Consider the following 20,479-nt stretch of genomic DNA (forward strand, 5'->3'; position numbering starts at 1 on the left):
ATTGAAACCTGTAAACCCAGCATTCGCAACCATGTGCCTTGCCAGTTTTTAGAATACCTATGAGGAATTGAAACAAGATTGTTTAAAAGCATTAAAGCATCGTAATTTTTGTTTTTAGAATACCTATGAGGAATTGAAACAATTCCCTTGCATAGTATCAGCCATTTTTTTAGTAGCGTTTTTAGAATACCTATGAGGAATTGAAACTTTTCAAACATCCTTGCAAGCTGATTCAGATGTTCGTGTTTTTAGAATACCTATGAGGAATTGAAACGATTAATATCAAAACTTAATTTAAAATATGGGTTTTGATGTTTTTAGAATACCTATGAGGAATTGAAACAAATTTTGTTTAAATGGAATCCAATTATGCAATGTAGTTTTTAGAATACCTATGAGGAATTGAAACTTTTGTGGCTATTCATTTAGTTTGTTTAATAATAAATTAAGTTTTTAGAATACCTATGAGGAATTGAAACGCTTTTAAATCTTCTTTATAATATAAAATTTTATCTGTTTTTAGAATACCTATGAGGAATTGAAACATGTGAGCTTTTATTGTGCTTAAATTTAGTTTCCCTGTTTTTAGAATACCTATGAGGAATTGAAACATATTTCTTTATCTTTCCACCATTTTGTATTTTTCAGTTTTTAGAATACCTATGAGGAATTGAAACTACGCTAAGGACTACGCATTGGCAGCGGCTCATGGAATGTTTTTAGAATACCTATGAGGAATTGAAACTATCACCAAAACATTTTTCTAAATGTGCAGTTATCTCGTTTTTAGAATACCTATGAGGAATTGAAACGATGCAAAACAGGCTGCAAACCCGTGTATTTCCAAGTTTTTAGAATACCTATGAGGAATTGAAACTATCACTGTGACCTAATAAATCAGCGACCTCATCCAGTTTTTAGAATACCTATGAGGAATTGAAACTCATGTTCACTATAATCACTTGTGCTTATCGGCCAACGTTTTTAGAATACCTATGAGGAATTGAAACTCATAAATGCCACTAATACCATTAATGCTGTGTCCCGTTTTTAGAATACCTATGAGGAATTGAAACCTTCTACAGTTGCAGACACTACAAAAAATATGAATTCAGTTTTTAGAATACCTATGAGGAATTGAAACATAACTGCTCTATGTTTTTAAGCTACCCAAGGACGATCGTTTTTAGAATACCTATGAGGAATTGAAACTCGGTGCAACGATAGCAGAAGGTACGAGATTTTTTACGTTTTTAGAATACCTATGAGGAATTGAAACATGCTTTTTCAAAAGCACCTATCCCACTAAATAAACGTTTTTAGAATACCTATGAGGAATTGAAACATAGTTACTTGGTAAACTCCATGCCTCACACATTTTGGTTTTTAGAATACCTAAGAGGAATTGAAGCATATCTTCTTAACTTTTAGTTTTACAAATCTTAAAAAATTTCTCCAATTTACGATTATATTGACTAGTATTAAGTAGTAAACGTTAATTGTATCTATTTATTGCTTTATATTATGAAGAAAATATTTTCAAATTGTATCAAAGATAAAATACTAAGCCCTAAAAAATTCAACAACTATAATAGGGCTTGATTTTTATGAGTAAGGTTATAAAATATAGTTGTCTTAAAATAAATAATATTAAAAAATATGATTAAAAATAATTGGATTTTAGGATATAATATTTAAAAGAAGATAGACTTCAAAGATGGTTGACTTTCTTAAGCAGAGAACCCAAATTTTTAATTTGGTGTGAATCGCTTACTCAGATGAAGAATGAATCTGAGTTTCCTTTAATATAAAAAAGAAAGATTAAAGGAGTTGATGGAGATGGATAAGGACATAAAAAGAGCAGAAGAGAGACTTGAATATCTAAGCAGCGATAAAGAAACAATAGAAATTTATAAAGCTAGAGAAAAATCGCTTCATGAAAGAGCTAATATGATTAATGGAGCTAAGGAAGAAGGAAGAAAAGAAGGGATAAAAGAAGGAAAAAAAGAAGGAAGAAAAGAAGAAAAAATTGAAATAGCAAAAAATTTATTAGTAATTGGAATGAAATTAGAAAAGATAGCAAATGTTACAGGATTAAGTACAGAAGAAATCAAAAGTTTAAATCAATAAGGTTTATCGTTAATCTTTAGTAAGCTACAATTACTGTATCATTTTGATCTTACCGACTGATTCTGATTTTAAAACTCACCTAATCATTGATTTATAATGGTTAAGCAGATTTTTTAGTAAAAGTAAAAATTTACTGTATATAATTTAGTAATTGTATAAGTAAAAAAATGGTTAAAGCAGCGAGAAAAACTATTATGTAAAGTGAAAACGAATATTTTGACTGAAAATTTAATATCATAACTAATGATTAAAACTATTTATAATATAAATCTAATTTTCGTCGACCCCCAATAGCGTAAAAATCCCCGGGGATCGACGAATCTTATAACCCGCATGAATCCTACATTTCTATATTCTGTTTACAATTTGTTAATAATTGAACATTTTTACAAAGTGTGCTATAATGCCTTTTGGACGGGTTTTTAGAATACCTATAAGGAATTGAAACTATTTTTTTATTCCTAAAGAACCACTCATTTCATTAGTTTTTAGAATACCTATAAGGAATTGAAACTATCGTCCGTTTTCCCTTTATCGTAGTAGCAATAGTGTTTTTAGAATACCTATAAGGAATTGAAACATGCAACAGTTAGATATTTTACTTACTCATTTTGATAGTTTTTAGAATACCTATAAGGAATTGAAACGGACTAGTATTAAATCTAAATTCAAACAATTTTAAGTTTTTAGAATACCTATAAGGAATTGAAACATATCTAAGTTAGGGTTGCAAAATATTTTAAGGTTATAGTTTTTAGAATACCTATAAGGAATTGAAACTTTAGATATGCTTGAGGGCTAAGCTCATCAAGTCAGGTTTTTAGAATACCTATAAGGAATTGAAACCTGCGTAATCACATGTTGTTTCATCAAATTGAAAACAGGTTTTTAGAATACCTATAAGGAATTGAAACTACAGTGAAATTCCTTCAGTGAACGAATGGTGTGATAGTTTTTAGAATACCTATAAGGAATTGAAACGGGGCGAAGACGGGGAGATATTGAAAGGCACAAACATGTTTTTAGAATACCTATAAGGAATTGAAACAATTTTAAATACTATATATAATATTATACATATATATACGTTTTTAGAATACCTATAAGGAATTGAAACATACCACAAATTGATCGGGATGCAAACTGGTCTGTGTTTTTAGAATACCTATAAGGAATTGAAACGCAACCGTGAGCAATTTGACCACCCTGCGTTGTTGTAGTTTTTAGAATACCTATAAGGAATTGAAACTTTTCTCGATATTGATTCTTAGATATTTTACTAGAAAGTTTTTAGAATACCTATAAGGAATTGAAACTTTCATTTACAATTTTATTTCCTATGCCTTGCAAGTTTTTAGAATACCTATAAGGAATTGAAACCTGCTTATGTCCTTAATGACACATCTGTTAGCACTACGTTTTTAGAATACCTATAAGGAATTGAAACACTTTTCTGGATGTTCTTCATCGTGACAACTATTGCGTTTTTAGAATACCTATAAGGAATTGAAACACTGCATTTTTTAATGCACTGTTTGAACCTCCATATAGTGTTTTTAGAATACCTATAAGGAATTGAAACATCAATTCGTGGTGCTTAATAGCACGCGAAACGCAGGTTTTTAGAATACCTATAAGGAATTGAAACTAGTCACCCCAATATTGATTTTTCGAATCTATAAACTGTTTTTAGAATACCTATAAGGAATTGAAACTCTGCAACCTTTATGTATACACTGTTGTTGCATACCAGTTTTTAGAATACCTATAAGGAATTGAAACATCTGATACAATTATAATACCATGTTGCATCTGTTTAGTGTTTTTAGAATACCTATAAGGAATTGAAACTTGCTTGTATACTCTTTCTGTAATTTAGATAATTCCGTTTTTAGAATACCTATAAGGAATTGAAACACAAGCTCTGCCTTCCTCATATTGCTGTAACCTTTGAGTTTTTAGAATACCTATAAGGAATTGAAACTACGTCAAAGCTTTATCTCCCACAGTTCTTTTACCTGTTTTTAGAATACCTATAAGAAATTGAAATAGTCTTAAAACTAATTTGAGGTAATATGAAGTGAATGGTTTTCAAGTAACATACCATTGTAGAGGCTATTTTTTATCTGAGAAAGTTATATCAATAAAATTCAACTTTAGCAGCATAAAAGTATACTGTGTGTAAGAAATATTTTAATTACTATCTATGTCCTAAATACTCCTTAATAGCTTTTACTCTATCAAATTGTTTTTTTCTTTCATTAACTTCTAATTGTAATTCTAATGGTGGAACTCTAATAATAATTCCATTCCATTCTATCATTTCAGTATTGTTCATAGCATATGGTCCAAAGTCATTTGACTTTGGTTTATCTACAAAATCTTGTGGGTCGAAAGCCAAATCTACTTTTGTATTTAGAAATAAAATTCTAAAATAATCGACTACCCAACTTTTACTTGAAATAATAGGTTCAACAATATTTTATATGTATTTAAAAATTCAATCTATAGAATGAAAACAAAAATTTAGAGTTAACTTATAAAGGAAAATACTTATAAATATAGAAATATATATTTAATTTATAATAATTTAAGTTGGAAAATATTCAATGGGGGGCTATTATGGATATCAATAGTATAAAAAAACAAGTAGCTGTGGGAATGAAAATTAAAAAGCCGACAAAAGAGACTGAAGTGAAAGGTTTCTGAGCAAGATATCATTTCCCGCAGCGGTTTGGTTAATAATTAAAAAGGGGCATACAACTATGGAAAAATTTAATTTGATTTTAGATGAAAACCTAAGAGAAGTTGTGTTTGAATTTTACAAAACATTAAATATGAAAATAAAAAATGATAACAAAATTTTGTTATTTACTTTATTAGAAAAAGAATTTCTAAAAGAGGATAGTCCTAATGAGTATCCTCAATATATTGTTATAACTAAAGATAGAATAGATAAATCTGTCGTAGATGATATATTTTACAATCTTCAAGATAAATATGGATGGCCATATGGTCATTATTTTGTAAACAGTTATTCAAGAAAAAATATTTTTAGTATTGATGAATTGCAAAAGGGAATAAGAGTTGAGGGTGTTTATTTAGATGTTAAAGATGTAGATATAATTCTTAATGGAAAAAATATTGTATTGTTTAAAGATGATGAATATGATTTAGAGAATTTGATTCAAAACGCATTTGTAAATTTGAAAAGTAGTATTGTAAAAACTATGGCTAAATTAAAAATAAATGAAATTAACGATACAATACATAAGTTTTGTGAAATAGAATCGAATGGTGAATTGAAAAATTTAATTCATGTTGTGAAAAATGAATTTTGCAGACAGCGTGGAAAGGGAAAAACTTATGAAACTAGTATCCTAAACTCTATTAAAAAAGATATAAATGAATATATATTGGGATGTAAAGATGTTAGTAATCAACTTGTTTATGGAAGGTTAAATGCTAGTGGTAAGAGTCAGTGTATGTACAATTTAATGGGATTCTTATTTCATAAAGAATATCCTTTTATATTTAGAGAAAGTTTTTATTTCCATTATAAAGAATATTTAAAAGAAACGTGTAAAGGGAAATTTGAATATTACAATATTTTAGATGAAAAAGATAATGATAATATTGATGAAACTACATGGTGGATTTCAAAAATAGCTTCTAATATTGAAGATAAGACTGGGAAAAAACCAGTTATTTTAATAGATGAAGATGAAGTTGATTTTGATGAGTTAAAAGATTATTTAATAATTTATGGAGATAAAGATTGTAGAATTCAAAAGAATAATCCTAATTGGAAAATACACGATATTGTTAAAGATGATGATATAAATAAAGATTATGTAAAGAAAGCTTTGCAATCTGAATTAAGTAATTTAGAACTCCATAAGATTATACCTAATTTAAATGAAATAATAGATAAGATATGTGATATATCGTATTTACCGCTATATACTGAAAAGCATTATTCTGTATATTGGTCTAAAAGAGTATTTTCACTAGTTTTGGTAGAATCTATTAAAAGATACTTAAAAGATGAAAAACTTTGTGTGAAGATTCAAGATGTTGAAAAATGGGGAAATTATTACTGGAGTAAATTTGTGCCTAAGCCTGGAGCAGTAAAGGAATTTCACTGTGAATACATAGTATATGATGGAACAAACATAGATTATGATCCATATGTAGAATTCAATCCAGAAAAATTGGTATTGATTAATGACTAAAATTTTCAAAATCAGTTTATGTATGTGGTGAAGCTGGAATCATAAATATAATTGTATGGAGCATATTAGCAATAATTATTTTCCGTAAAATCGACTTTAAAAAAAGTAAAAAGTAAAAAGTTTAAAGAAAAAATAAGGAGGTTTTTCTTACGGAAAAATCTTCCTTATTTCTTCTCTGTTCTTTAAACTTTTTACTTTCTCTTAGTCTCTTTTTATTTACATATCTTAAATTATGTAAATAAAATAAAAAGTAAACTAAAAATATACATTAACTTGTTACTGAAGTGAAGGATTTCTGTTTTTATACCGATTTTTATTTGTTGGCTGTCATACATTTATGGCAAAGAATAAAAGGTTTTGCAGCAAGATATTATTTATGGGAGTTTAGGGTGCTATTTACCAAAGTGAAGTAGGATCACTATCTTCAGTGTAATCAGTAGGGATTTCTAAAGAATCAATATGTATATTTTCCTTTTCTAATATTTTAAAAATTTCATCCATGAAAACTCCTCTTTTGCCAGTTATACTACAAGTTGGACTTTGATTTATTCCTATAATAGTTTGTAATTCATATCCATTTTCAATATATTTTTTTATATCCTCTAAAATAGGTAAAAATAAATTTCTACATAATTCTCTATATTGAGGGGTATCATACTCTTCCTTTGACATAGGTTTTCTATTGGGACCTAAAAACTTAAATTCTGGGCAAGGAAGTTGTATTATACCTACACCTTCATCTATAAATGATTTTATTATGGGAAAAGCTCCTTTAGCTCTAGCCAGTGGTTTAACAACACTATTTTGATTCAATATGCAGTGACTAATTAAAATAAGTTTCTTATTTCGTTTCATTTTGCCATCCCCTTAATTGTAGTTTTTAAATACTCTTTATATTATACAATTTATATGTTTTATTAAAAAAATCAAATGTTATTTTAAAATCAAATAAATAATAGCTTTTCTATTGAAATTTAGTATTTGATATTTGGGTTATATAACAGCATAATTTTATATATAAAACTAAGGAGTGTGACATCATGAGAAATAATAAATTAAGAATTTGGCTTTTATGTTCAATAGCTGTGGCATTGAACATTATATTAGGTATTGTAGCTAGTAGTTTTAAATTACCTCTTTACCTAGATACAATTGGAACTATATTTATTGCAGTTTATTTTGGACCTTGGTACGGTGCGGCTGTAGGTGGAGTAACTAATTTAATTACTGGAATCATTTTCAGTCCAAAAGATATTCCTTTTTTAATAGTAAGTGTAGTAGTTGGACTAGTAGTAGGTTTTATAAGTAAAAAATTCAAATTTACTTTTGTAACTGCCACAATAACAGGAATTATATTAAGTATAGTATGTCCGTTAATCGGTACTCCTATTGGTATTTGGGTATATGGAGGACTTACAGGTACAGGAATGGATTTCTTATTCATGTGGCTAAAACAAAGTGGAAATAGTATTTTTGTTTCTTCTTTTATTCCTAAAATAATAAATAATCTATTAGATAAAATTGGTTCTTGTATATTAATATATTTATTAATTAAATCCTTACCAGCTAAATACAAACCAACTCAAGAAAGAAAATCTAAATATACAAGCGGTTTATATCAATAGCATATGTTATTCATGGAAATTTAAAAGAGTAGGGATTAAGACTAGTTAAATAATTGAATTGCATAGAAGGCATAAAAAGTAGAAAGTAGATTATTCTTTAAACTTTCTACTTTTTTTAAAAGTCTTTCTTTATTTACATATCTTAAATTATGTAAACATAACAAAAAAGTAAACCTATCACACACACATCCCAAACATAACTTTATTAAGAAAATCTTAATATTTATGTAAACTATATCTTAATATTTAGCACTTAGTATATTAACTAGAGATGAAAACAATTAATATAACTTCTATAGTATAAAAATATTGTCTAGCGAAGGTAAATGATATATTGCGTAAGAAACATTTGAACAAAGTTTACAAGTTCTTAGTTTTACGAATTTGAAAAAAGTCATTTTTTAATTACTGATTCCTATGGAATATTAATTAAAAAATCTTTTTTCAATATGAGTAAAGCTTAGAACTTGTTACTGAAGTGAATAGTTTCTAAGCAAGATATCATTTACCGCAGCGACTGTTTTTTACCCAAGAAAGTTTGAATAATTAAGAGTTAAGGAGTGCTAAATATGGAAATCATAAAAACAGAAAATTTAAGTAAAGTATATGGTAAAGGTAATACAAAAGTAGAAGCTTTAAAAGATATCAACCTTTCAATAAAGCAGGGAGAATTCGTAGCAGTTGTAGGTGCCAGTGGATCTGGAAAAAGCACATTATTACATCTATTAGGAGGACTTGATAAACCATCAAGAGGAAAAGTTATCATTGATAAACAAGATATATATACTTTAAAAGAAAAAGATTTGGCAGTTTTCAGAAGAAGAAAAATAGGATTTATATTTCAGTTTTATAATCTAATTCCTGTACTTAATGTAGAAGAAAACATAACATTACCTTCATTATTAGATTATCATAAGGTAGATAAAACATATATTAACGATATAATGGATGTTTTAGGTCTTAAGGAGAGGAAATCTCATTTACCATCAGAGCTTTCAGGGGGTCAACAACAGAGAGTTTCAATTGGTAGAGCACTTTCTTATAAACCAGCAATAATTTTTGCAGATGAACCTACAGGAAATTTGGATAGTAAAAATACAAAAGAAGTAATGGATCTTTTAAGATTATCCGTTAATAAATACAACCAAACAATAATAGTAATTACTCATGATTTGAATATAGCTTCAATGGCTGATAGAGTTATCACTCTTCAAGATGGACAGATCATCAATGATGAGGTGATAGAGTAATGAAAAAATACACACAAATAACATATAAATATCTTAAATCCCAAAAGAAAAGATCTATATTAACCATTATTGGAATTATATTATCTGTTGCATTAATAAGTTCTATAGGAACATTACTTTATAGTATGAGAGAAAGTGAAATACAAAAAACAATAAAAACAGAAGGAAACTATCATTTTGTATATAAAAAGGGAGATAAGAAATTATATAACGAATTAAAGAACAATTCTAAAGTAGAAAGTGTATCAATACTTACAAAGAGTAAAGAAAAAATACCTATTGAAAAAAAGTATACAATTATGATTGATAAATTAAACGAAACGGGATTTAAAAACCTTCCTATTAATCTTAAAAAAGGAAGAGTGCCAAAAAATGAAAATGAAATTTTGGTAGAAAAATGGTTATTAGAAAAAATGGATATAAAGCCAAAGTTAAATGATAAAATTAAGTTTAATATTAAAGGTAAAGAAAAAGAATTTAAATTAGTAGGTATTCTTGTAAATAGTTATGAAAGTCAATATACAGGAAAAAGTAAATCATATACACTTATTAATTCAATTTCAGAAAGCAGTGAACTTAATTTATTTGTAAAATTAAAATCAGGGGTATCTATTAAAAATAATATATCAGAATTTAAAAATATGGATAAGAATGATGCTTTTTCTATTAACAGGCATTTGTTAAACTTATTAGGCGAAAGTCCAGATAGTAATGTAAATAAGACTTTAATAGTAGTTGGAGGAGTTTTAATTCTTCTAGTGTTAATATCAACTATAGCAGTTATATATAATGCATTTCATATTTCAGTTTTAGAAAGAATTAAACAGTTTGGAGTGTTAAGATCTATAGGTGCAGCCCCTAAACAAATAAAAACAATAGTACTTAAAGAAGCATTAATAATGAGTTTTATTGCTATACCACTGGGTTTATTAAGTGGAATATTTGCACTTAAATTTGTACTTACTATTGTAACTTCAGATATGCTTATAAAAGCTAATGAGGTAGTTGTATCACCTATGATAATTTTAGTAAGTTCTGGTGTAGGATTATTAGCCGTATTAGTTTCTGCAATGCTTCCAGCAAGAACAGCTTCTAAGGTATCTCCTTTAGATGCAATTCAAAATAGAGGAAGTTTCAAAAAAGAGAAAATAAAAAGAAGAAGAAGTCTTTTAGAAAGATTCATGAAAGTAGAATCATTAATGGCACACAAAAATATAAAAAGAAATAGAAAAAGATTTAGAATAACTGCATTTTCAATAACTATAAGTGTTATATTATTTATAGTATTTAGTAATTTTGCTAGTATGGCACTTAAAGTAAATGAAACTGGTAATGAAGAAGAGAATTTAAGTTATAAAATACAAAAACGAGTAACGGAAAAAGAAAAGCCCAAATTTACAATAGATGATTATAATAAAGTAAAAAATATTGCAGGTGTAGATACGGTATTCAAAAACTATACTAGAATTAATACTTCAACACTTATACCTAAAGAAAAGTTAACAAATAAATACAAAGAATATAGTCCTATGGGTAATAAAACAATAAAAAATTCTGGAAAAGAATATAGTGTACTTGGAACTTGTATTGAAGGATATGATAATGAAAGATTAGAAGAAACTAAGAAATATTTAAAAAAGGGTAATGTAGATATAGAAAATATGAACATGGAAAATGGAGTATTAGTTGTTGTAACAAATAGAGAATTTGTTAAAAAACAAAAGAAAATGGTTATATATGATTCAGCAGATTTTAAAATTGGAGATGAAATACCAATAGATTTAAACAATTATTCTATAGAAAATAATAAATTTCCATCTAATGTGTTCAAAGTAAAGGTAAATGGTGTATTAGAAAAAGTTCCTTATGGATATGATGAATATAGTTATGGTGGAATTCGAATAATAGCTTCTAATAAGTTACTGCAAAAAATAGCACAATCTATTGATAAAAAAGAATATAAGAAAAGGTTTGGAGAAGAATTTAAAGGAATAAATATTAAAGGTTTTGATGTTAAACTAAAAAAAGATGCTGATAGGGATTCTGTAAGTTCTAAAATTAAAAAATTAGAAGAAGCAGATTCAACTAATATTATTACTAATGTAGAAGAAAATTTAAAAGAAGAGAAGAAGAGCTATATTTCAATTTAAAGTATTCTTGTATGGTTTTATTATAGTAATTTCTCTTATCGGAAGTTTGAATATAATAAATACTATAAGTACAAATATGATTTTGAGGAAAAGAGAATTTTCTACACTTAAGGCAATTGGTATGACTATGGGACAGATAAATAAAATGGTTCTTTTTGAAGGTATTCAATATGGACTTACAGGTTCTATATGTGGTTTAGGAATAGGCTTACCCCTTGCATACTTCTTGTATACTAAAGTAACTTCACTAATGGAGTTTGGATGGCAAATTCCTTGGGGAGATGTAACAATAGCAGTGATAGGATCCATTACAATAGGACTTTTATCTTCTTTAATTCCTCTAAGACGTATAAGAAAAAGTAGCATTATTGATGACATAAGAATGGAAGAGTAAAGATTTGCATTGCAAATCTTTACTCTTTTTTATGCAATATATCTTTTTTTCTTATGTATCTTTATTTACATTACAAAGTTGTAAGACAACTGAAATGTTTATCGATAGGAGAAAATTTATTTAAAGCCTATAATGTAATCAAAGCTTGAAAGCAATGATGTATTGCAGCAATGTTAGGAGGATGAATAAATTGAAAAATGTTTTGGTTGTAAAAAATTTAAAGAAAATATATGGTTCTAAAGGAAATGTGTATACTGCATTAAATGGAGTGGATTTAGAAATAAAAGAGGGAGAATTTATTGGAATAATGGGTCCTTCTGGTGCTGGAAAAACGACTTTGTTAAACATGGTATCTACTATTGATAATCCAACCAGTGGAAATGTTCTTATTGATAATGAAGATATAACGACAATGAAAGATAAAGATTTAGCAAGATTTAGAAGAGAAAAGCTAGGTTTTATATTTCAGGATTTTAATTTATTAGATACATTAACTATTAGAGAAAATATAGCACTTCCATTAGCTCTATCAAAGGTTAATATTAGAACACTTAAGAAAAAAGTGATGGATATATCAAAAAATTTAGGGATTGAAGATTTATTAAATAAATATCCTTATGAAATATCTGGAGGACAAAAGCAGAGAACAGCAGCAGCTAGAGCAATTATAACAAAACCTTCACTGATTTTGGCAGATGAACCTACTGGAGCGTTAGATTCAAAGTCTTCAACATCTTTATTAGAATCATTGAGTGAACTAAATGAAAAAGATAAAGCAACAATAATGATGGTAACTCATGATGCTTTTGCAGCAAGTTATTGTAAAAAAGTTTTATTAATAAAAGATGGAGTTATTTGTGAAGAGATTTACAGAACATCAACAAGAAAAGCTTTCTTTCAACAAATCATGGATATGATGGCTAGAATAGGTGGTGACAATGGTGGGCTTATTTAATATAGCATGTAGCAACGTAAAGAAAAATTTTAAAAATTATTTTTTATATGTTTTTTCTATGATTTTTAGTGTGTCTATGTACTTTATATTTAAATCTATTCAATATAATGATGTAGTAAATGAAGTAACAAAAAGTTTTGGTAAGATAGATACTGGATTTAAATCAGCAGCTATTGTTATTGCAATGTTTTCAGCTGTATTTATATGGTACTCTAACAATTTTTTTATAAGAAAAAGGAAAAAAGAGATAGGATTATATTCACTATTAGGTATTGAAAAAAAAGAAATAGGAAGAATGTTATTCTATGAAACATTGGCAATAGGGGTTATCTCTTTAATAATTGGGATAATCTTGGGAGTTTTCTTATCTAAGATATTCATTGGAATATTGATAAAATTAATAGGTATAAGTACTGCTGTAAAATTTACTTTCTCATTAAAAGCAGTTAAAGATACTTTAATTATCTTCTTTATATTATTTGCTATTGTTTCTGTGCATGGATACTCAATAATTTACAGATATGAATTAATTGAATTATTTAAAGCAGAAAGCAAAAGAGAAAAGGAACCTAAGGCTTCATTAATTTTAGCAGTTTTATCAGTGATACTTATAGGTGGAGGATATTATATATATAATCATCCCTTTAATAGTTTTATGCTAACTGCTATGTGTACTCTTATATTAGTTGTTGCAGGAACATATGCTTTTTTTAATTCGTTTATGGTATTTATGATTAAAATATCAAAGAAAAATGAAAAAAAATTCTTTAAAGGGTTAAACATGATATCTACATCACAATTACTTTACAGAATAAAAGGAAATGCAAATACATTAGCAACAATTGCTGTTTTAAGTGCAGTTACTCTAAGTGCAATGGGATTAAGTGTAACTTATTACAAAACTTTTTCAGACAAAACAGATATATCAAAGCCATTTTCATATATGATTTATGGTAACTCTAAAGTAAATGAAGCTAATAATACTTTTAAAAGTTTGGTAAACAAGTATCCTGATAATAAAATTAAATCTGAAGTTCATGTGAATGTATACAATTTAAAAGGTATGTTACCTAACGTTTCAAAATATAGCAGCAGCTCAGAAGATACAATAAATGTATTATCAGAAAGTCAATTAAAGAAAGTATATAAATCTAGAAATTTAAAATATGATTTTGAAGACTTAAAATCTGAAGAGGATGTAATTTTATTTGATGAATATTATAACTCAAATTATATGAAAAGTTATAGGAATAAAGATCTTACTATAAATTTTAAAAATGAAAATAAAAAATTTAAAATAGCAGATTTTAGAGGCTTTCCATTATTCAATGCACATACATTAAGGAATTTGGTAGTAGTAAAAGATAGTGTTTATGAAAAATTTAGTGTAAGAGAAGCTTTATATACAGTTAATGCATATAAAGTTAATAATCAAAAAGAAAGTGGTAAATTAGAAAAGGACGTACGAGAACATATTGAAAAAATAGAAACTACAATTTCTCAAGATGAAAACTTTAATAAAATATTAGACTTATCAACATTTTATACAGACTATAAACAAGAATCAATAATGGTAGGAGTTATGTTATTTATAGGAATAATTTTAGGATTACTATTCCTTATCTGTATGGGAAGTATAATCTTCTTTAAGCAAATTTCAGAAGCACAAGATGAAGTAGTAAGATATGATATTTTAAGAAAAGTAGGGGTAGATGATAATGAGATTAAAACTAATATTTTAAAACAAATGTCATTTGTTTTTATAGCTCCACTTGTATTAGGATGTATGCACAGTTTTGCAGCAGTGTCTTTATTTGCAAAAGCATTTAATATTAATTTACTAAGTGTAAGTGTTTTAACATTAATACCTTATTTAGTAATATACATTATATATTATTTCGTAACATCTAATTTCTATTTTAAAATAGTTACAAAAAGAGGATAAAAGGAGGAATTTAAATGAAAAAGATAGGTATAGTTTTAGCTAGTTTACTTATAGTATTTTTCGCAGCAGCCATGGTAGCAAGAAGTTTAGTATATCCCTTAAAATATAAAGCTGAAATTCAAAAGTATGCTAAAGAATATAGTGTAGAGCCAGAATTAATAGCAGCTATAATCAATGTTTCATCAAACTTTGATCCAAAACCTTATAAAAAAGGGGAAAGATGTGGTCTTATGGATTTACAAGATAAATCTGCAATGATTTTAGCAAAACAAATGGGATTTAAAGATTTTAAGAGTGAAAATTTAGGCAATCCAGATACAAATATAAAAATAGGAACTTGGTTTATATCTCAAAATTATAAAAATAAAGATATAGAAGAAGTTGTGACAAAATGGGGCGGAGTAAATTATGCAGATGCCGCTGGAGATCTAAACCTAGAAAAAGAAAAGAAAAAATGGGAAGATTATTTTAAAAAATATTATGTAGAAAAAATAAAGAAAAGAATGAAAGTATATAAAATTTTATATCCAACACTATAATAAATAAAGATAAAAGTATAAAGTATAAAGTTAAAATGAGGAAAAATTTCCGAAGCAAAGCTTCGGAAATTTTTAAAATTACACAAATTCTTGGTATTATTCAAATAATATTGTAAAATTATATAAACAATACTATTAGAGGTGATTGATATGGGTTATAAAATTATGATAGTTGAAGATGATAAAAATATTGCAAAACTTTTAGGGGAATACATTGAAAGATATGGATATAGTTCAATTGTTTTAGAGGATTTTGATAAAGTTATAGAAATTTTCACACAAGAGAAACCTGACTTAGTATTAATGGATGTTAATTTGCCTAAATTTGATGGATATTTTTGGTGTACAAAAATAAGGCAAAAATCTTTGTGTCCTATTATATTTATTTCTGCTAGAGATAATGAAATGAATCAAGTCATGGCAATAGAAAGCGGAGGAGATGACTATATAACAAAACCTTTTCATTATCAAGTGGTTTTAGCCAAAATTAAAGGACAGTTAAGAAGAGTTTATGGTGAGTATGCTTCAAAAGGAGCAGAAGACGTTATAGAAATAGAAGGACTTTTATTATATCCTGAAAGATTGGAAATAAATTTTAAAGATAAAAAAATATCTTTAAGCAAAAATGAATGTAAACTACTAAAAATATTAATGAAAAAATATCCTAAAGTTGTTTCAAGAGATAATTTATTAGAAAGCTTATGGGATGATCAAAACTTTGTAGATGATAACACATTGAGTGTAAATATAACAAGAGTTAGAAAAAGATTAAGTGATATTGGAATAAAAAATGCAGTTGAAACAGTTAGGGGTTCAGGCTATAGACTAAATGCCACTTGGAGGAACATGTAATGAAACTATTTTTAAGAGAGCATATTGGGATAGTGATTTTGTACATACTAAATTTTGTGCTTCTTTTTACCATATATGCAGTATTTGATGGATTTAGTAATTTATCAAATGTTATGTATTTTATATTTTTGAGTACATTTTTACTTTTTTGTTATTTAACAATAAGGTATTTAAACAATAAAAAAATATATAAAACTTTAAATAAAAAGCCTAAAAATTTTGATGAAGTTCTTAAGTCTTTTGGCACATCTTCCTTTGGAAGAGATTTAAATAGCTTTGTAAATGACCTATATAGTCTCTATCAATATAAAATTCATTTATATATAAAGAAGCAAAATGAACATATTAATTTTATAAATCAATGGGTACATCAAATGAAAACTCCTTTATCTGTAATAAAACTTATTTTACAAGATAATGAAGATGAACCTTATGTTGATGACATAAAAGAGGAAACGGATAAATTAGAGAGAGGATTGAATATGGTATTATACAATGCTCGTTTAGATACTTTTGAGCATGACTTTAATGTAGTGGATTTTAACTTAAGAACAGCAGCAAGTGAAGTTATAAACCAGCAAAAAAGGTATTTTATAAAAAATAAAATTTTCCCTAAACTTAATATTGAAGAAAGTATTAGTATAAAATCTGATAAAAAGTGGATTAAATTTATATTGGATCAGCTCTTAGTTAATGCAGTTAAATATTCAATTAATAAAGGTAAATTTGTAGAAGTAAATGCTTATAAATCTGATTCCAAAGTAGTTTTGGAAGTTAAAGATGAAGGAATTGGAATACCTAAAAAGGATATAAAGAGAGTTATTGAGCCTTTTTATACTGGTGAGCATGGAAGAAATTATGGAGAGTCAACTGGAATGGGCCTTTATCTTGTTAATGAGGTTTGTAAAAAACTTAATCATAAATTAGATATTGAATCTCAAGAAGGTATCGGAACAAGGATAAGAATTATTATTAGTTAGTAGCTTATAATAAAATAGTTTAACTTTTGCATGTGAAAAATAGTGGATGTGGTAAAAAAAGTATCTTCTGTCAACTAAAATTCTAGTGAACGGGGTGAGGATGGGAAAATGAGTGTACTTGAACTAGAGGAAGTATATAAAATATATGGAGATGGTCATGGAAATATAGCTTTGAAGAATATTAATTTAGCAGTAGAAAAAGGCGAGTTTCTTGGAATAATGGGACCTTCTGGCAGTGGTAAGACTACTTTGATAAATGCAGCTTCTACAATAAATAAAGTATCTGCTGGAAAGGTTTATATTGATGGATTTGATATGAGTAACCTAAACAAAGAACAACTTGCTCTAATGAGACGAGAAAAGATAGGTTTTGTATTTCAGGATTTTAGGCTTATTGATACTTTAAGTGTTAAAGAAAATATAATGCTTCCTTTAATTTTAGAAAAAGTGGAATTTGATGAAATACATAAAAGACTTACTAAACTAGAAAGTATTTTATGTATCAAAGATTTAATGAATAAGAATATCCATAAACTTTCTGGAGGAGAAAAACAAAAAGTAGCCATAGCAAGAGCTGTAATTCATAACCCATCAATTTTATTTGCAGATGAACCAACAGGAAGATTGGATTCTGCTTCAACAAAAGTTATTATGGATTTATTTAAAAATATAAATGAAGAGTTTAATATAACTATAGTAATGGTTACTCATGATTCTAGGATTGCTAGTTACTGCAGTAGGGTTTTATTTTTGAAGGATGGAGAAATTTATAATGAAATGTATAAGGGAGAGGAAAGAGATAAATTTTACAAGAGAATTATAGATGTGGTTTCTTTCCTAGGAGGAAAAACTTATGACATTTGAAAGAATAGTAATAAATAATGTTTTTAGAAACTTAAAAATATACATAGGATATATTATAAGTAGTATTTTTTCAGTATCATCATTTTTCATCTTTTCTATGATTTACTATTATCCATTAAAACAAGAGGAATCTTTTAGGATTCATCAATCTATTTTTTTATATGGAAAAGAAATAGTATATATTATAACAATATTTTTTGTTATATATTTTTTAAGAATGGTCATTAATGCAAAGAAAAAGGAATTTGGAATTTATTTAGTATTAGGTATGAGTAACAACCATATGAGAAAGGTACTCTTTATAGAAAATATTGTAATAGGAATCATATCTACATTAATCGGTATAATCGTTGGTATAGTTTTTTCGAAATTTTTCTTGATTTTAATCTCTAGCATATTAGAAATTAAAGAATTAGAATTTTATTTTCCAATGAAAGCTGTTATAAATACATTAATAAGATACATTATATTATTTTCTATTATTCCAATTTTTATATCTAAATTTATAAAATCTAAAAATATTATTGATTTAATACATTATAAAAAAGAGCAAGATAAAGCATTAAAGGTATCTTTGATAAAGTGTGTATTTTCAATAAGTATAATTGTATATGGATATATTTTAGTTATGACTACTACTGCTGATAATTTTGAAACTTTGAGGTTACCAGCTATATTAATAATATTTGTAATTGGAAATTATTTATTTTATACTTATGTAATTAATTATTTAATATATTTATTGTCAAAAATAAAAAAAGTATATTCAAATAAAACAAATTTTTTATCCTTGTCTAGTTTAAAATATAGAATTTTCAATAACACATCTATGTTATTTGTTGTGACAATATTATTATCTGTTACTTTTACATCAATAGGAACAATGTATATACAAAATGTTATATTGGATAGGGATTCAGTAAAAAATTCTCCATTAACTTTAAATTATATTGTAAATGATTTTTCTAAGTACGATAATGATGAAAAATTTATTGAGGATATTCTTAAAAGCAATAATTTAAATCATGATAAAGTAAAATTAAACATTGCTAAGGTTATATTAAATGAAAAGGATACTAAAAATAGTGAGTTCTATAATTTAATTAAGGAAAGTGAATATAATAATATAGCTTCTCTTATACAGAAAAAGAAGGTTAATATTTCTAAAGGAGAAGCGGTACTTGTTCCAAATTACGAGATAATGTATGATTTTGAAAGAAAATTAATAGGGAGAAAATTAAATATATCTAAGAATTTTCAACCTTGGATTAAGAATAATATAGATGGATGTATTGTTTTTAAGGGAATGTTACAAAATTGTTATATAATATCTGATGAAGATTTTGAAACTATTTATAATAAGTACAATAAAAAATTATTTATAGGTTATGAAGTTGAAAATTGGCAAAAGATTAGTGAAGTTAGTAGCGAAATTGAAGACGAATCTAGAAAGATTGATCTAAAAAAAGATAATAAAAATATATTTATTTCAAGATTATATTCATACGATAGTAATAAAAAATTAAATAGAATTACATTATATTTAATTTTTTTCGTAGGAACCATATTGTATTTAGCAGCCTTAAGTTATATGAATTTTAAGTTTTATGTTGAAATCAAACAAGATAAGAATAAATATAGTAATATGATAAGTTTAGGTTTAACTTTTAAAGAACTTAGGAGTATTATATCTAAAGAAATGATGTTAATATTCTTTGCACCATATATATTAGCAACTATAAATTCTTTGTTTGTATATAGGCTTTTATATATAATTTTTGAAATTCCAATTTTGAAACCAATTTTACAGATTTTGATTTTGTTTTTTATTATTAATTTAATGTATTTCTTCTTCTGGAGATATAAGAATCTTAGCTTTTTAGATAGCGAGTAACTTGACTTTTGCAGATAAAAAGCAGTCGCTGCGGGAAATGATATCTTGCTTAGAAACCTTTCAGTGTTTACCATAAGTATATGCAGCCAGTAAATAAAAATCGATATAAGAACAGAAATCCTTCACTTCCATAACGTACTCTAAGCTTTACTCATATTGAAAAAAGATTTTTTAATTAATATTCCGTAGGAATCAGTAATTAAAAAATAACTTTTTTCAAATTCGTAAAGCTAAGAGTACGTAAATGTCGTTCAAGGATTTCTTAATCTTATACGATTTTTATTTACTGGCAAAATACATAACTCTTAAACAATAACTTTCTCTCAATTGTCCTCTCTCAGCTATAAACTATTTGGCTATGTTTTAATATAATTATGTATTATTTAATTTCTGCAAAAATTTCATGTATATTTCCATCTGGGTCTGCAAATAGTGCTGTTCTTTGATTCCAAGGCATATCTTGTGGTTCACTAATAGAAGTTGCTCCTTTAGAGATTAACTTCTTAAATGATTTATCAACATCTTTAGGATTTTCACATGGGAAAGCAAGTTCAAATCTATAATATAATTTACAAAATATTACTTAATATAGACTTAATATTTGGCATAATTCTACCTCCTAAACACTATTCTATCTATATTGCTAGACAATATTTTTGTCCTGCA

At 26.5% G+C, this 20,479-nt stretch carries 15 protein-coding genes, 1 pseudogene and 2 CRISPR repeat arrays (1 of these 18 only partly in view); of the genes and pseudogenes, 13 read left to right on the plus strand and 3 right to left on the minus strand.

Annotated elements, in window-relative coordinates; genetic code table 11:
• A CRISPR array of direct repeats spans window positions 1–1,413; the repeat unit is 30 nt; unit sequence GTTTTTAGAATACCTATGAGGAATTGAAAC (it extends 1,160 nt beyond the left edge of the window).
• Window positions 1,414–1,839: 426 nt separating this feature from the next.
• The gene (locus ACFIJ5_RS09290) at window positions 1,840–2,130 is read left to right on the plus strand and encodes an RpnC/YadD family protein (protein ID WP_379806312.1); all 291 of its coding nucleotides are present in this window, start codon (window positions 1,840–1,842) and stop codon (window positions 2,128–2,130) included.
• Window positions 2,131–2,548: 418 nt separating this feature from the next.
• Window positions 2,549–4,180: a CRISPR direct-repeat array (repeat unit 30 nt).
• A gap of 150 nt (window positions 4,181–4,330) precedes the next feature.
• Here the strand turns inward: ACFIJ5_RS09290 and ACFIJ5_RS09295 are convergent.
• Entirely contained in the window at window positions 4,331–4,531 is a 201-nt protein-coding gene (locus tag ACFIJ5_RS09295) for a hypothetical protein (protein ID WP_379806313.1), read from the minus strand.
• A 364-nt stretch (window positions 4,532–4,895) separates the two neighbouring features.
• Between ACFIJ5_RS09295 and ACFIJ5_RS09300 the strand changes: the two genes are divergently transcribed.
• Entirely contained in the window at window positions 4,896–6,365 is a 1,470-nt protein-coding gene (locus tag ACFIJ5_RS09300; RefSeq protein ID WP_379806314.1) for a hypothetical protein, read from the plus strand.
• A 396-nt stretch (window positions 6,366–6,761) separates the two neighbouring features.
• On the opposite strand, the gene ACFIJ5_RS09305 is transcribed toward ACFIJ5_RS09300, so the two are convergent.
• A complete protein-coding gene (locus tag ACFIJ5_RS09305; protein ID WP_379806315.1) occupies window positions 6,762–7,220 on the minus strand; it encodes a CD3072 family TudS-related putative desulfidase in 459 nt (152 codons plus the stop codon).
• Window positions 7,221–7,405: 185 nt separating this feature from the next.
• Here ACFIJ5_RS09305 and ACFIJ5_RS09310 point away from each other — a divergent pair, with 185 nt between their 5' ends.
• From ACFIJ5_RS09310 to ACFIJ5_RS09360, 11 genes are all read left to right on the plus strand, one after another.
• Complete coding sequence (locus ACFIJ5_RS09310; RefSeq protein ID WP_379806316.1) at window positions 7,406–7,990, plus strand: CD3073 family putative ECF transporter S component; 585 nt, start codon at window positions 7,406–7,408, stop codon at window positions 7,988–7,990.
• 569 nt (window positions 7,991–8,559) lie between these two features.
• A complete protein-coding gene (locus ACFIJ5_RS09315; RefSeq protein WP_379806317.1) occupies window positions 8,560–9,240 on the plus strand; it encodes an ABC transporter ATP-binding protein in 681 nt (226 codons plus the stop codon).
• Window positions 9,240–11,390, plus strand: a complete 2,151-nt coding sequence (locus ACFIJ5_RS09320; RefSeq protein WP_379806319.1) for an ABC transporter permease — start codon at window positions 9,240–9,242, stop codon at window positions 11,388–11,390. The genes ACFIJ5_RS09315 and ACFIJ5_RS09320 overlap by 1 nt, the downstream gene beginning before the upstream one ends.
• Window positions 11,391–11,397: 7 nt before the next feature.
• On the plus strand, window positions 11,398–11,784 hold the full coding sequence (locus ACFIJ5_RS09325) for an ABC transporter permease (RefSeq protein ID WP_379806321.1): 387 nt from the start codon (window positions 11,398–11,400) through the stop codon (window positions 11,782–11,784).
• A gap of 190 nt (window positions 11,785–11,974) precedes the next feature.
• Window positions 11,975–12,739: an ABC transporter ATP-binding protein gene (locus ACFIJ5_RS09330; RefSeq protein WP_459253860.1), complete on the plus strand. Its 765-nt coding sequence runs from the start codon at window positions 11,975–11,977 to the stop codon at window positions 12,737–12,739.
• Complete coding sequence (locus ACFIJ5_RS09335; RefSeq protein WP_379806325.1) at window positions 12,723–14,684, plus strand: ABC transporter permease; 1,962 nt, start codon at window positions 12,723–12,725, stop codon at window positions 14,682–14,684. The genes ACFIJ5_RS09330 and ACFIJ5_RS09335 overlap by 17 nt, the downstream gene beginning before the upstream one ends.
• 14 nt (window positions 14,685–14,698) lie before the next feature.
• Complete coding sequence (locus tag ACFIJ5_RS09340) at window positions 14,699–15,223, plus strand: transglycosylase SLT domain-containing protein (RefSeq protein ID WP_379806327.1); 525 nt, start codon at window positions 14,699–14,701, stop codon at window positions 15,221–15,223.
• 150 nt (window positions 15,224–15,373) lie between these two features.
• Window positions 15,374–16,075, plus strand: coding sequence for a response regulator transcription factor (locus ACFIJ5_RS09345; RefSeq protein ID WP_379806329.1), 702 nt, complete (start codon window positions 15,374–15,376; stop codon window positions 16,073–16,075).
• A complete protein-coding gene (locus tag ACFIJ5_RS09350; RefSeq protein ID WP_379806331.1) occupies window positions 16,075–17,055 on the plus strand; it encodes a sensor histidine kinase in 981 nt (326 codons plus the stop codon). The genes ACFIJ5_RS09345 and ACFIJ5_RS09350 overlap by 1 nt, the downstream gene beginning before the upstream one ends.
• A 108-nt stretch (window positions 17,056–17,163) precedes the next feature.
• Window positions 17,164–17,919 carry an ABC transporter ATP-binding protein gene (locus ACFIJ5_RS09355; protein ID WP_379806333.1) on the plus strand — a complete coding sequence of 252 codons (756 nt, stop codon included), beginning with the start codon at window positions 17,164–17,166 and terminating at the stop codon, window positions 17,917–17,919.
• Window positions 17,909–19,813 carry an FtsX-like permease family protein gene (locus ACFIJ5_RS09360; RefSeq protein ID WP_379806335.1) on the plus strand — a complete coding sequence of 635 codons (1,905 nt, stop codon included), beginning with the start codon at window positions 17,909–17,911 and terminating at the stop codon, window positions 19,811–19,813. The genes ACFIJ5_RS09355 and ACFIJ5_RS09360 overlap by 11 nt, the downstream gene beginning before the upstream one ends.
• Window positions 19,814–20,192: 379 nt before the next feature.
• Here the strand turns inward: ACFIJ5_RS09360 and ACFIJ5_RS09365 are convergent.
• Window positions 20,193–20,369, minus strand: a pseudogene (locus tag ACFIJ5_RS09365) (VOC family protein); the annotation flags it as partial.
• Window positions 20,370–20,479: the final 110 nt, after the last annotated feature.

Source organism: Haloimpatiens myeolchijeotgali (assembly GCF_042688525.2).
Classification (GTDB): Bacteria; Bacillota; Clostridia; order Clostridiales; family Clostridiaceae; genus Haloimpatiens.

Excerpts from the sequence above, each read along its gene's own strand:
- ACFIJ5_RS09310 (WP_379806316.1), top strand. The coding sequence starts at position 7,406 with ATGAGAAATAATAAATTAAGAATTTGGCTTTTATGTTCAATAGCTGTG.
- ACFIJ5_RS09300 (WP_379806314.1), top strand. The coding sequence starts at position 4,896 with ATGGAAAAATTTAATTTGATTTTAGATGAAAACCTAAGAGAAGTTGTG.
- ACFIJ5_RS09355 (WP_379806333.1), top strand. The coding sequence starts at position 17,164 with ATGAGTGTACTTGAACTAGAGGAAGTATATAAAATATATGGAGATGGT.
- ACFIJ5_RS09340 (WP_379806327.1), top strand. The coding sequence starts at position 14,699 with ATGAAAAAGATAGGTATAGTTTTAGCTAGTTTACTTATAGTATTTTTC.
- ACFIJ5_RS09320 (WP_379806319.1), top strand. The coding sequence starts at position 9,240 with ATGAAAAAATACACACAAATAACATATAAATATCTTAAATCCCAAAAG.
- ACFIJ5_RS09305 (WP_379806315.1), bottom strand. The coding sequence starts at position 7,220 with ATGAAACGAAATAAGAAACTTATTTTAATTAGTCACTGCATATTGAAT.
- ACFIJ5_RS09335 (WP_379806325.1), top strand. The coding sequence starts at position 12,723 with ATGGTGGGCTTATTTAATATAGCATGTAGCAACGTAAAGAAAAATTTT.
- ACFIJ5_RS09315 (WP_379806317.1), top strand. The coding sequence starts at position 8,560 with ATGGAAATCATAAAAACAGAAAATTTAAGTAAAGTATATGGTAAAGGT.
- ACFIJ5_RS09345 (WP_379806329.1), top strand. The coding sequence starts at position 15,374 with ATGGGTTATAAAATTATGATAGTTGAAGATGATAAAAATATTGCAAAA.
- ACFIJ5_RS09350 (WP_379806331.1), top strand. The coding sequence starts at position 16,075 with ATGAAACTATTTTTAAGAGAGCATATTGGGATAGTGATTTTGTACATA.
- ACFIJ5_RS09290 (WP_379806312.1), top strand. The coding sequence starts at position 1,840 with ATGGATAAGGACATAAAAAGAGCAGAAGAGAGACTTGAATATCTAAGC.
- ACFIJ5_RS09360 (WP_379806335.1), top strand. The coding sequence starts at position 17,909 with ATGACATTTGAAAGAATAGTAATAAATAATGTTTTTAGAAACTTAAAA.